This window comes from Sporosarcina sp. SAFN-015 (assembly GCF_059415085.1).
In genome coordinates, this window is the sequence record NZ_JBPFDR010000002.1 from 512382 (window position 1) to 524980 (window position 12599).

Sequence of the window (12599 nt, forward strand, 5' to 3'; positions counted from 1 at the left end):
GACGAAGACAATGATAACAGGCATCGGATTGGATATTGTGGAATTGGAAAGGATTGCAAAGTTAGATGAAAGATCGGATAAATTCCGGCTGCGCATCTTGACTGCAAAAGAGTTGGAACTGTACGAATCACTCCAGCCGCATCGGAAGATTGAATTTCTCGCGGGGCGGTTTTCTGCGAAAGAGGCATTTGCGAAAGCGAGAGGAACAGGAATCGGCAATGGTTGCCGGTTCGAACAAATAGAAATACTCCCGGAACCGTCCGGGAAGCCGGTGTTGTCCTTCGATGGCAAGGCTGTGGCAGGGTTTGTCTCCATTACTCATACGAATACAGTTGCTGCCGCACAAGTCATTTTGATGAAATAATGTTTTTGAAATTGAACAAGCTCGCATAAATGACTGTCCACTCTCATAAGATGACCTACCCGATTGAAATGAGAAAGGATGAACTGTATGCGCAGCCGAATTTTTGTTTTATTGCTAGTTGCAATCATGACACTGCTAGCAGCTTGTGGATCACCGTCTAAAGAGGATGTCATGAAGAAGCTCAGTGGGAAGTGGAACGAGACGAAAGGGTATGAATTGCAGGCGACAATGGAAATTAAGACGGGGTCTGAACCAAGAGTGTACGACGTAACTGTATGGCACACGAAGCCTGATTTTTACAAAGTCAACGTTTCACAAGCGGGTAGCCAAGATTCTCAAATGATCGTCAGAAATGAAGAAGGTGTTTTTGTCATCACGCCGTCACTCGGAAAAACGTATAAGTTCCAAAGTGATTGGCCGACGCAAAACAGCATGCCGTACTTGATCGGAACATTATCGGACGATATCAAGGCGGATAAGAATTCTACGATGCAAGAAAAGGATAAGACGTATATATTCGAAACGGCATCAAGGAATAACCATAAGAAAGTCCTTCCGACACAACAAATCCATATTGATAAGAAAACATTGCTGCCGAAGTACGTGTCGGTCATGGATGAAAACAAGGAAGAAAAGATTCGTGTGACGTTTAATAAAATCACACTTGGTGTAGAGCATAAGGCATCTGACTATGCAGTCGATATGGAAGGCCAGCCCGTAAAAAAACCGCAATCGACTGAAGATGGCCAAACAGGAATGATGAAGTACTATCCTAACTTGGATTGGGAAGGTACAGTCGTTGAAGAAGAAATGGTCGCAACAGAGAACGGGGTTCGAACATTCATGACTTTCAGCGGCGCAGACAAGGAATTCGTAGTCGTACAAGAGCCGGCGGAAACTCCGGACAATGAACTGCCAGTCTCTATCGAAGGAGATCCGGTCGACCTGGGCTTTACAGTGGCGGCATTGACGGCTAACTCAATCCGTTGGGAGCAAGATGGAGTAGCTTTCTTTGTAGCATCCTCCACATTGACACCTGACGAATTAATAGAAGTGGCGTCTTCCATGCATCCGGAAGATAGCAAATAAGTTAGAATTAATTGACGTAGAAAGCTAATAGGATTGATAATAGAATCATCAATAGAAAAACGAGGGATTCATGTGGAATATTATCGTCCTACGAAAGCAATCGTCGATTTACATGCGATACAAGAAAACATTAACAGTTTGAAACAATATTTGCCTCATCATACTTCCGTCATAGCCGTCGTAAAAGCGGACGGCTATGGCCATGGTGAGGTTGAAGTCGCACAAGCCGCAATTGAAGCAGGGGCTCGGATGGTATCGGTTGCGACACCTGATGAAGCCTTACATTTGCGAGATGGGGGCGTTACTGCGGATATCCTTGTGATGGGCCCGTCCCCGGTTAGTTTTGCGGAAAAGGCTACAGAACTCGGAATCCGTGTCACTGTTTCGGATGCACAGTGGCTTCGTCAAGCAAGTGAGATGATTGAGAGAGTAGACCGCCCGTTGAATGTCCATGTGAAAATAGATAGCGGCATGGGTCGTATCGGTCTGCGAGATGAAAAAGCCATCCGAGAAATTAGTGAAGTAATTGAAGGAACGACTACTATACGTCTTGAAGGGACTTTCACTCATTTCGCCTGTGCGGATGAGGAAGACTCTTGCAGAACAGAGGAACAATTCAACCGGTTCATGGAATTGGTGGACAAATTCCCGCAAAGGCCACCACTCGTCCATGCTTCGAACAGTGCAGCAACGCTGCTATATCCGGAATATGCACTCGATGCTGTCCGTTTTGGCATCAGTCTCTACGGCATCGCGCCTTCATCATATGTCGGAACGAAATTGCCGTTTGAGCTGAAAAAGGCTTTCACGCTCGAGACAGAACTGGCTTATGTGAAAAAGCTTGAAAAGGGCAGCAAGATCAGCTACGGGGGAACATATGAAACCGAGCAGGATGAATGGATCGGCACATTGCCGATCGGCTATGCAGACGGTTTGAAACGTGGGCTTCGCGGGCAAGAAGTGTTGATCGCTGGCGAACGGATGCCGATTGTCGGAACGATTTGCATGGACCAATGCATGGTAAAGCTGCCTCGTGAATTGCCGGTCGGTGAGAAAGTGACATTGCTCGGACGACAAGGCGAGGAAGAGATCACGATGGAAGAATGGGCGGACCGGCTCGGGACGATTCCTTACGAGATTGCGGTTACAATTGGAAAACGTGTACCGAGAATATATTGAACCTCACATGGATAAGATGTATACTGTTCCAACTTTCGACAAAAGACCACTTTATTTGAAGATTCTTGTCAATAAAAATCCTTCTTTGTCTTCTCATTGTCGAAGTTCAATGGTAAGATAGATTTTGAATAGAATCGATCGAGGGAACGGGGTCTGTCGGAGGTGCTAGAATTGCGAGAGAAAAACATAAAAATCGTAAAAGTATCTAAAGGGAATGAAATTGAACATACGGCCGTCCATCAGGAGCCGGAGCGTGGAGAATTCGTTTACGTTTCAACGAAGCGGAATATGACAGATCGTGAAGCGGATACGATCCGTGAAGCGATGATGATCGGCTACGTTGAAATGTCGCAAATCAACTTACGAATTGCAAAGGAATGCTTGCATGCGGAACTCGAAGCCCAGCATACGGTGGAACGTCTCGTAAGCGGAGGATGAAAAGTTGGCAATAAAACGTGGGGACGTCTTTTTTGCAGACCTGTCACCCGTCGTTGGTTCAGAACAGGGAGGGACGAGACCGGTCCTTGTTATCCAAAACGACATAGGCAACCGGTTCAGCCCTACAGTGATTGTTGCAGCAATTACTGCACAAATCCAAAAGGCTAAATTGCCGACACACGTTGAAATTGATGCGGAACGGTATGGGTTCGAGCGGGATTCCGTAATCCTGCTCGAGCAAGTTCGCACAATCGACAAGTCAAGGCTGACGGATAAAATTACCCATTTGGATGAACCATTGATGGAAAAGGTAGACGAAGCGTTAGAAATCAGCTTCGGGTTAGTTAAATTTTGAATACATATGTAAAAGCACTGCGGACCTCGACTTCCGGAGTGTTTTTTGTTTTGTGGGTAATCTTGAGCATGCGGCATTCACAGTTAGGTGTATATTACGCGCTTTATGCGTTGTTTTAGCGAATTATGCGCTCGTTGTTGCATTTATGCGTCGTTTTATCCATTTATGCTTCGAATTCAGGACTTATGCACTTAATCGGTGTTTTATGAGCTATTACGGCATGCTGCGCGTTTTTCCAACCTTAGTTGAAATAGCTGTCCAATTCAACTTTTTTCTGTACAATGGACATATGGGATTTTCATTTTGGCGAGGAGGCAATTTGACGTAATGAATAAAATAATGGTAGAAGGCATCAATCAGAATATGGATGAAATCATCGACCGTTGGATAAAAAGGATGAAGGAAGAGAAGGGAGAACGTTTCTTCCACTTCATGCCTGACCATCTTGTCGAAAAAACAAGCCGAGAATTCGCAGTGCTTATGACTTCCAATATTACCGATTCATCCGCTGCAAATACCGAAAGGATTAACGACTTCACCGAGAAAGTTGTACGGTTCGGCTGGGCGATCAAGTTTGTGAATAAGGCAATCGACAATTTTTCAGATGTCGTATACGAATTTCTGGAAGAGAAAGAGATCATTAACGACAGCAATCTGAGGGCTTTCAACGTCCTGTTCAGAAATTGGATCAATCCATTGCGGGAAAGCATTATTGATGCATATTCGACGGAATGGGAAAGAACGGTCAGCTTGCAAAAAATCGCATTGCAGGAGCTGTCCGCGTCTTTGATTCCAGTATTCGACAAAATTTCGGTCATGCCTTTAGTCGGAACGATCGACACAGAACGCGCGAAGTTGATTATGGAAAACCTTTTGGAAGGCGTAGTGAGCCAGCGGGCTGATGTAGTACTGCTCGATATTACCGGAGTCCCGGTCGTGGATACAATGGTTGCGCATCATATCATTCAGGCGGCGGAAGCGGTGCGTTTAGTCGGAGCGAAGTGCATGCTTGTCGGTATACGACCTGAAATCGCACAAACAATTGTAGCCCTTGGTATTGATTTACACGAATTCACGACAAAAAGCACATTGCAAAGGGGAATGCAAGCTGCTTTGGGAATGACGAATCGAGCAATCGTGGAGGTGAAAGCTAATTGAATGCACGTATACCGATTTTGAAATTGAATGAAGTCCTCATCGTCTCTATCCAATGGGAACTGGATGACCAGACGGCTATTCAATTTCAAGAAGATCTGTTAAATAAAATGCATGAGACTGCGGCACTCGGAGTTGTAATCGACTTGACGCCGATTGATTTCATTGATTCCTTCATCGCAAAAGTATTGGGGGATGTGATCAATATGACAGGATTGATGGGCGCAAAAGTTGTAATTACTGGCATTCAGCCAGCAGTCGCCATTACATTGATCGAGCTTGGTATTCGATTGAATAATGTAATGACAGCACTAGACTTGGAAAACGGTTTGGATAAACTTTATAAAGAATTGGAGGCCTGACAATGAACTTTAGGTCTTCTGTAGAGATAATCACGGAATGGGATATCGTTGCTGCAAGGCAGTTAGGGCGTAACGAAGCAAAGAAGGCCGGTTTCGGAACCGTCGACCAAGCGCGTATCACGACCGCAATCAGTGAATTGGCGAGGAATATTTATTTGTATGCGGGTATGCGGGAAAAGGGAAGATCGAGATTGAAAGAGTAACGGAGGGCGGGTTATTCGGCATCAAGATCATCGCCTCCGATGAAGGACCAGGAATTCCTGATTTGCGTAAAGTGATGGAAGACGGCTTTTCAACTTCGGGCGGTCTCGGAGCAGGAATGCCGGGAGTAAAGCGGCTTATGGACGAGTTCAAAGTTGTTTCGGAACCTGGGGCAGGGACAACTATTACGACAACAAAATGGCTTCATTGAGGAGGTGATGGTGGATGCCACAAGAAGTCGGAAGGCAGTACAAAGAGATAATGAAAAAATATTTGGAGAGCCATAGCGAAGAGGATCTCTATGTCGGGCAACAATTTAGCAGGCGATTCATTGAAAAAGAGATTGCGCCGGAAGATGTTATCAGCATACACAAAAACGCATTACTCGAGCTTCATCCTCAACTGCGAAACGAAGTGTGGGATTCACTGGACTTTCTGATCGAAATGATGATCCACTACGGGCTTACATTGCGTGAGCATCAAAGCCTCATTCGTAAACAGGAAGCGATCCAAATGGAAATGAATGTCGCGACGAAAGTGCAAGATACTTTGCTGAAAACGAAAATGCCAAGCGTCAGCGGGCTGGACGTCGGGTATATTTCGCAGCCGGCAAAACAGATGAATGGGGACTATGTCTATTTCCTTAATAAGGAGCATGAATCGGGCGTCGCCGTAGCAGATGTGATCGGTAAAGGGATTCCTGCGGCGTTATGCATGTCCATGATCAAATTCGGCATGGACGGCTTGCCCGATGAAAATACGAGCCCCAAAAATGTACTTGGCATCATTAATCGAATTGTCGAGAAAAGTGTTGACGACTCGATGTTCATTTCCATGTTTTACGGCAAATATAATTCCGAGGATACGACGTTCTCGTATGCATCTGCTGGACATGAACCGGCATTGCATTTCGATTCCAGAGCTGACGTGTTTTCAGAATTAGACGCAAAAGGACTTCTTCTCGGCGTCAAACCGGATGCTCAATATGAGGAGCATTCGGTAGTGCTTAACGACGGGGACTTCATTGCAATGATGACGGACGGCGTTACAGAAACAAGAACTGCAGATGGATTTATCGACATTGCAACAATTCAAGATCTTCTTCACGAAGTGAAAGATCGATCTGCCCAGCAAATTGCGGAGCATGTCTATCATACTCTTTCTGATCTTCAAAACTATCGACTGAGCGATGACTTCACGATTGTAATTTTTAAAAAAGAGCCGAAACGGGTTTAATTTTTTGAGTGGCGGGTATGAAGATGTGTAGTGTATTATCCAACACAAAAATCGAGAGTCGGGGTGCAGAAATGAATTTACAGGTTGAGTTACTAGAAGAAAATAGTGTTCAATACTTTAAGGTTGTCGGGGAAATAGATGCATTCACGGCACCTGTGCTGAGAGAACGTTTAGCGGCCGTGGAAAATATTCAAGGATTGAAAGCTGAGCTGGACCTATCCGAAGTGGACTATATGGACAGTACAGGCCTCGGTGTTTTCGTCGGTTTTTATAAGGCCGTTTCCGCAAATGGCGGACATGTGAAGATAACGGGCTTAAACAAACGTTTGAACCGCCTATTTGAAATTACCGGTCTGAATGAAATTATCGATATTGAACAGAAGGAAAGTGAGGACAATAATGCAACATTATGATTATATAGAAATCAAAATACCCGCAAAAGCTCAATACGTTGGTGTTGCAAGATTGATGATTTCGGGAATCGCAAGCCGGCTAGGGTTTACATACGATGACATCGAAGACTTGAAGATCGCTTCAAGCGAAGCAATCACGAACGCTGTCCAGCATGCTTACGGCGAGGATGAAGAGGGAGAAGTCGTTGTCGGGTGCGCTTTGTATGAAGAGCGGTTGGAAATCATGATTGCAGATCACGGAGCGAGTTTCGACTTTGAAGAAACAAAAAAACATATTGGACCATATAGCGACACATCAGATGCTCGTTTCCTCCGCGAAGGGGGACTTGGGCTTTATTTGATGGAGACGCTCATGGATGAAGTGAAATTTCATCATGAGGAGGGCGTGACGGTCTTTATGACCAAATATCTCGGCAGAGAGCGGGGCGAAGAAGATGTCAAACGAACAGCCAACTCATAAGCCGGATACGAAAGAACAAGTATTGGAATGGATCAGGCAATACCAAGAGACAAATGATGATGAAGCGCAGACGAATCTCGTCCTTCATTATGAACGGCTCGTCCACTCCATCGCCCGTAAATATTCAAACGGGAAACCGTATCATGAAGATATTGTCCAAGTCGGCATGCTTGGGCTCCTCGGAGCGATCCGCCGATATGATCCGGAACTAGGGCGCAGCTTCGAAGCTTTTGCCGTACCGACGATTGTCGGGGAAATCAAACGGTTCTTGCGCGATAAAACATGGGCAGTACATGTGCCTAGGCGCATCAAGGAGCTCGGTCCGAAAATTAAGGCCGCGGTCGAAGCGTTGACGATTGAAATGCAACGTTCACCTCTCGTAAGTGAAATTGCGGAATACTTAGGTACCGATGAAGAATTAGTCTTAGAAGCGATGGAGATGGGAAGGAGCTACCAAGCTCTTTCGATGGACCATACGCTGGAAGCCGATTCGGAAGGCGGCACAGTCACCTTGTTCGATATTATTGGTGAAGCGGATGATGGTTTTGAGCGAACGGACCATCGACTCGTTGTGGCGAATGCGCTCAATGTGTTGTCGGAACGTGAAAAGCAGATCATCCAGTATACATATATCGAGCAGTTGAGCCAAAAAGAAGCGGGTGAACGTCTCGGTATTTCGCAAATGCATGTTTCAAGACTGCAACGGAAAGCGATTAAGAAACTTCAAGAAGCCATAGTGGCAGCCGGTGGTGCATCGTAGTGGAGACGTTCAAAAATGATCATGTAGAGGCGTATGTCTATAACGCAGCAAAGCATGGCAATATGGAGTCGGGGGATACGTATTATATCCATTCCGAAGAAGATTACTTCATCTGTGCGATTGCTGATGGTTTGGGAAACGGAGTAGTCGCAAGACAATCCGCGGAAGTCATCCCACATGTCCTCGAGCGCTATCATCATGAATCTCTCGATGAACTGCTGAGCCGGTGCAATGAATATATGGTTCAAAAACGCGGTGCGGCCGTTGCGATCGTGCGCGTGAATTATAAGGAAGGCACGATTGAATACAGCTGTGTCGGAAACGTCCGACTTTACATTCTACACGGCTGCGACAAGATGATATATCCTCTGCCTGTCATGGGATATCTTTCAGGAAGACCGCAAAAAATGAACACGCAAAAATATAAGTACGACGTAGGCGATTTATTTTTCCTTCACTCGGACGGAATTACGCTGAACAGTCCGAAAGCAAGTATGAAGCAAAGCTCTAACGCCTATGACTTGTACAAAATCGTAAAAGAATCCGCACAATCCGGCGACGACGCGACATTCATCGCCGGTAGCCTGCTTCAGTAAATTGAAGCAGGTTTTTTTCATGGGCTGGATTGGAGTAAGTGCAACGGGAAATGGTAAACTTATAATAAGAAAGAAAGGGTGGGAATGAATGACGGATAAACTAATAGCAGCAACAGCAAAAAGAGCATCGATCAGTACGAAGCAAACCGCAAATGTCATCTCTCTTCTTGACGAAGGCAATACGGTCCCTTTCATCGCGCGGTACCGGAAAGAAGCAACCGGATCCCTCGACGAAGTGGAAATCAAGGCGATCGAGGACGCGTATCATTATGAAAAAGGACTGGAGCAGCGGAAAGAGGAAGTCATCCGGTTAATTGAAGAGCAAGGAAAACTGACTGACGAGCTGAAGAAGGACATCGAATCTGCCACTGTTTTGCAGCGGATTGAAGACTTGTATCGGCCGTACAAGCAGAAAAGACGCACCCGTGCGATGATTGCGATCGAAAGTGGACTTGAACCGTTGGCGGACAAATTGATGGCATTCGGTCCGGAAAATCCGGAAGACTTTGCATTATCATTTGTGAATGAAGAAAAGAATATTGCATCCGTAGAAGAGGCACTTGCGGGAGCGCGCGATATTATTGCAGAACGGATTGCAGATGACGCAGCGCTCCGGGAAATCGTTCGGAAACTTGCCTGGTCGGACGGTCAAATGGCTTCCACGTTCCGTAAGGGCGCTGAAGATGAACGTGGCGTATATGAAATGTACTACGAATATGAGGAACCGTTGAAAAAAATTGTTCCACACCGTGTGCTTGCTTTAAATCGAGGTGAAAAAGAAGAAGTTTTACGCGTAGGTGTAGCATTTCCGACAGAGCGGATTGTCGGCACCCTCGAACGAGAATTAATTAAAAAACAGCAATCTCCATCTGCGGTGCATGTGAAAGCAGCGACGGAGGATGCATTCAAACGGCTGATCGCACCATCTGTCGAGCGCGAAATTAGGACAGCTCTGACGGAAAAGGCGGAAGCCCAAGCAATTCATGTATTCTCGGAAAACTTGAAGAGCCTTCTATTACAGCCGCCGCTAAAAGGCAGAATGGTACTAGGCGTCGACCCCGCTTTTAGGACAGGCTGTAAATTAGCGGTCATTGACGAAACTGGGAAGATGCTCGAAGTGTCGGTTATTTATCCGCATCCTCCGAAGACAGACAAGGAATCTTCTAAGAAAACGATTCTTTCGCTACTAGCGAAATACAATATACCGATTATCGCAATCGGAAACGGAACTGCATCGAGGGAAACGGAAAAATTCATCGCGGATTGCATTAAGGAGTCGAAGGATCCGGTTGCATACGTCATTGTCAATGAAGCAGGAGCGAGTGTTTACTCGGCATCCGCTCAAGCGCGAGAAGAGTTCCCTGATCTGCAGGTCGAACAGCGGAGCGCCGTTTCCATTGCGAGGCGATTGCAGGATCCATTGTCCGAACTCGTGAAAATCGATCCTGAATCGATCGGTGTTGGACAATACCAGCATGATGTTGCCCGGAAGAAATTGTCCGAGTCTTTGTCGTTCGTCGTTGAAACAGCAGTAAACCGGGTAGGTGTGAACGTAAATACCGCCTCTTCTTCGTTGCTGCAATACGTGGCGGGCCTTTCAAAGACGGTTGCAGAAAACATCGTCAAGGCGCGTGAGGAAGAAGGGCTCTTCCACAAACGTACCCAACTGAAGAAAGTTCCGAGACTCGGTGCGAAGACATATGAACAAGCGATTGGCTTCCTTCGTATACCGGAAGCAAAAGACCGTTTCGATTCGACAGGTCTCCATCCTGAAAGTTACTCTATTGCGGAACAAGTATTGTCGGAAGCCGGAGTGGACAAAAGTCTGTTAGGGAAGGAAGAGGCGGTCGATGCTTTATCCGCATTGGATAGCAAGGCGCTTGCAGAGAAACTGGATATCGGCGAAGTGACATTGCGCGATATTATAGACACATTGAAGCGGCCGAACCGAGATCCGCGGGACGACTATCCGCAACCGATTTTAAAAGCGGACGTTCTCGACATGAAAGATTTATATGAAGGACTTGAGATGCAAGGGACCGTACGGAATGTTGTCGACTTTGGCGCATTTGTCGATATCGGCGTTCACGAAGACGGCCTTGTCCATATATCGAAATTGAAAAAAGGCTTCGTCAAACACCCACTGGACGTCGTCGCTTCTGGTGACATCGTAACCGTCTGGGTGGAAGCTGTAGATAAAAACAAAGGCAGAATTTCATTGACAATGATTCCGCCTAAAGGGAATTGATTCACAAACGTGAAAACGAGCATGACTCAAAGTGAATTGCAGCAACTCGTCCAACGACTATCTATAGAAGCATTCGGAAAACCATTCAAACACGAAGCCCGATTCAACGCCCGTCTTCGAACGACGGGCGGACGCTATAAATTGCTCGACGGCTCCATCGAAATCAACCCTGCTGTTCTTGCACTTTACGATAGGGAAGAACTCGTCGGCATTATTAAACATGAGCTATGCCATTACCATCTGCACCAAGAAGGAAAAGGATATCGCCATGGGGACGTGGACTTTAAAAAACTATTACGAGAAACCGGCTCGCCAAGATATTGCAAGCCACTAGGGAAGGCAAACAGCAAATCCAAAAAGATCTATCTATATGAATGCAAATCCTGCCGTCTTGAATACAGACGGAGAAAAAGAATGGACGTACGGAAATATCGTTGCGGTAAATGTGCCGGTGAGATTGTCTTCATACAAAATTAAAGCCCTCGCCAAGCCGCTTAGCTATGGGCTTGGCAAGAGCTTACTCACATCTTCAAAAAAAAGTTCAACAAAAGTATTGACGGATGGATGATCAGTGTCTATAATAGGAAAAGTCGATTAGGGAATGACGTTAAAGCAAATTGAACTTCCTACTCGAATTAATAAAACGGCCCCTTGGTCAAGCGGTTAAGACACCGCCCTTTCACGGCGGTAACACGGGTTCGAATCCCGTAGGGGTCACCAACTTTTTATGTATAACTTCTATGTTTATGTTCATAGTAAAAAGGGTAAACGAAATAAGCGCCTTAATTTACAAAGAGAAAGACATGAAGATTAATCAAATCGTTGGGGTATAGCCAAGCGGTAAGGCAACGGACTTTGACTCCGTCATTCGTTGGTTCGAATCCAGCTACCCCAGCCAAACTTTTTAAGCGCTTCGCGATTAAAAAGTTTTGCGAGAAACGCCTTTGGCGTTTGGAGCAAATCGGTTTTAATAACCAAAGCACTAATCCTTAAAAGGAATAGATGCAAAATAGCTTTAAAACAAAAGCAATCCAACGTCTTCATATAAAAGGATCTCATTCCTTAACAACAAGACATAACACCAAGCACGAGCCATTAGCTCAGTTGGTAGAGCATCTGACTTTTAATCAGAGGGTCGCAGGTTCGAATCCTGCATGGCTCACCATTTTCTTTAAAAAACTTATTGACATTCTTACTGAGAGTTGTATAATAAAGTGTGTCGCAAATAATGCGGTAGTGGCGGAATGGCAGACGCGCTAGGTTGAGGGCCTAGTGGGGGTTAACCCCGTGGAGGTTCAAGTCCTCTTTACCGCACCAAATTCCATATTAAAAAACCGAGCGCCCGTAGCTCAATTGGATAGAGCGTCTGACTACGGATCAGAAGGTTATGGGTTCGACTCCTGTCGGGCGCGCCAAATTTCATACGCGGGTGTAGTTTAGTGGTAAAACCTCAGCCTTCCAAGCTGATGATGAGGGTTCGATTCCCTTCACCCGCTCCAATTATTTTTAAAAAAACGCTTGACGCGTTTTGGGTAATGTGTTATATTAGTAAAGTCGCTAAAAGATAGCGATGAAATGAACCTTGAAAACTGAACAGCAAAACGTCAACAAATAAAGTCTTGCAGCCGACTTGTCGGTGAAGAGACGAAACGAATCTTTGGATTCAAAATTGACATCTTAAATGATGCCAGCAAGAAACTCGAGCTACTCGAATTTCTCTATTATGGAGAGTTTGATCCTGGC

The 12599-nt window shown here is 45.6% G+C and carries 14 protein-coding genes, 6 tRNA genes and 1 pseudogene; all 21 read left to right on the forward strand.

Annotation, left to right across the window (positions count from 1 at the left end; all coding sequences use genetic code 11):
- Positions 1–10 precede the first annotated feature (10 nt).
- On the forward strand, positions 11–364 hold the full coding sequence (gene acpS, locus ACR65H_RS05675) for a holo-ACP synthase (RefSeq protein ID WP_440499186.1): 354 nt from the start codon (positions 11–13) through the stop codon (positions 362–364).
- Between the two features lie 87 nt (positions 365–451).
- Entirely contained in the window at positions 452–1453 is a 1002-nt protein-coding gene (locus tag ACR65H_RS05680; protein ID WP_440499187.1) for a LolA family protein, read from the forward strand.
- Between the two features lie 72 nt (positions 1454–1525).
- Positions 1526–2632, forward strand: a complete 1107-nt coding sequence (gene alr, locus ACR65H_RS05685) for an alanine racemase (protein ID WP_440499188.1) — start codon at positions 1526–1528, stop codon at positions 2630–2632.
- Positions 2633–2803: 171 nt separating this feature from the next.
- Positions 2804–3070 carry a transcriptional regulator gene (locus tag ACR65H_RS05690; RefSeq protein WP_440499189.1) on the forward strand — a complete coding sequence of 89 codons (267 nt, stop codon included), beginning with the start codon at positions 2804–2806 and terminating at the stop codon, positions 3068–3070.
- Between the two features lie 4 nt (positions 3071–3074).
- The gene (locus ACR65H_RS05695) at positions 3075–3425 is read left to right on the forward strand and encodes a type II toxin-antitoxin system PemK/MazF family toxin (protein ID WP_060205884.1); all 351 of its coding nucleotides are present in this window, start codon (positions 3075–3077) and stop codon (positions 3423–3425) included.
- 327 nt (positions 3426–3752) lie between these two features.
- On the forward strand, positions 3753–4583 hold the full coding sequence (locus ACR65H_RS05700) for an RsbT co-antagonist protein RsbRA (RefSeq protein ID WP_440499190.1): 831 nt from the start codon (positions 3753–3755) through the stop codon (positions 4581–4583).
- Positions 4580–4942, forward strand: a complete 363-nt coding sequence (locus ACR65H_RS05705; RefSeq protein WP_060205888.1) for an STAS domain-containing protein — start codon at positions 4580–4582, stop codon at positions 4940–4942. Before ACR65H_RS05700 ends, ACR65H_RS05705 begins: the two co-directional genes overlap by 4 nt.
- 2 nt (positions 4943–4944) lie before the next feature.
- Positions 4945–5354, forward strand: a pseudogene (locus ACR65H_RS05710) (anti-sigma regulatory factor).
- A 14-nt stretch (positions 5355–5368) separates the two neighbouring features.
- Positions 5369–6379 (forward strand): PP2C family protein-serine/threonine phosphatase, encoded by a 1011-nt coding sequence (locus ACR65H_RS05715; protein WP_440499191.1) that lies wholly within the window; start codon positions 5369–5371, stop codon positions 6377–6379.
- 71 nt (positions 6380–6450) lie between these two features.
- Positions 6451–6792, forward strand: a complete 342-nt coding sequence (locus tag ACR65H_RS05720; RefSeq protein ID WP_440499192.1) for an anti-sigma factor antagonist — start codon at positions 6451–6453, stop codon at positions 6790–6792.
- Positions 6779–7252, forward strand: a complete 474-nt coding sequence (gene rsbW, locus ACR65H_RS05725) for an anti-sigma B factor RsbW (RefSeq protein ID WP_440499193.1) — start codon at positions 6779–6781, stop codon at positions 7250–7252. Before ACR65H_RS05720 ends, rsbW begins: the two co-directional genes overlap by 14 nt.
- On the forward strand, positions 7227–8012 hold the full coding sequence (gene sigB, locus ACR65H_RS05730; RefSeq protein ID WP_440499194.1) for an RNA polymerase sigma factor SigB: 786 nt from the start codon (positions 7227–7229) through the stop codon (positions 8010–8012). The genes rsbW and sigB overlap by 26 nt, the downstream gene beginning before the upstream one ends.
- A complete protein-coding gene (locus ACR65H_RS05735; RefSeq protein WP_440499195.1) occupies positions 8012–8608 on the forward strand; it encodes a PP2C family serine/threonine-protein phosphatase in 597 nt (198 codons plus the stop codon). The genes sigB and ACR65H_RS05735 overlap by 1 nt, the downstream gene beginning before the upstream one ends.
- 88 nt (positions 8609–8696) lie before the next feature.
- Positions 8697–10856, forward strand: a complete 2160-nt coding sequence (locus tag ACR65H_RS05740) for a Tex family protein (RefSeq protein ID WP_440499196.1) — start codon at positions 8697–8699, stop codon at positions 10854–10856.
- Positions 10857–10877: 21 nt separating this feature from the next.
- Positions 10878–11333: a SprT family protein gene (locus ACR65H_RS05745; RefSeq protein ID WP_440499197.1), complete on the forward strand. Its 456-nt coding sequence runs from the start codon at positions 10878–10880 to the stop codon at positions 11331–11333.
- Between the two features lie 168 nt (positions 11334–11501).
- A tRNA-Glu gene (locus ACR65H_RS05750) sits at positions 11502–11576 on the forward strand.
- Positions 11577–11679: 103 nt separating this feature from the next.
- Positions 11680–11754: transfer RNA gene (locus ACR65H_RS05755), tRNA-Gln, on the forward strand.
- Between the two features lie 191 nt (positions 11755–11945).
- A tRNA-Lys gene (locus ACR65H_RS05760) sits at positions 11946–12021 on the forward strand.
- Positions 12022–12086: 65 nt separating this feature from the next.
- A tRNA-Leu gene (locus tag ACR65H_RS05765) sits at positions 12087–12173 on the forward strand.
- 21 nt (positions 12174–12194) lie between these two features.
- Positions 12195–12271, forward strand: a tRNA-Arg gene (locus ACR65H_RS05770).
- A gap of 10 nt (positions 12272–12281) precedes the next feature.
- Positions 12282–12355: transfer RNA gene (locus tag ACR65H_RS05775), tRNA-Gly, on the forward strand.
- Positions 12356–12599 lie beyond the last annotated feature (244 nt).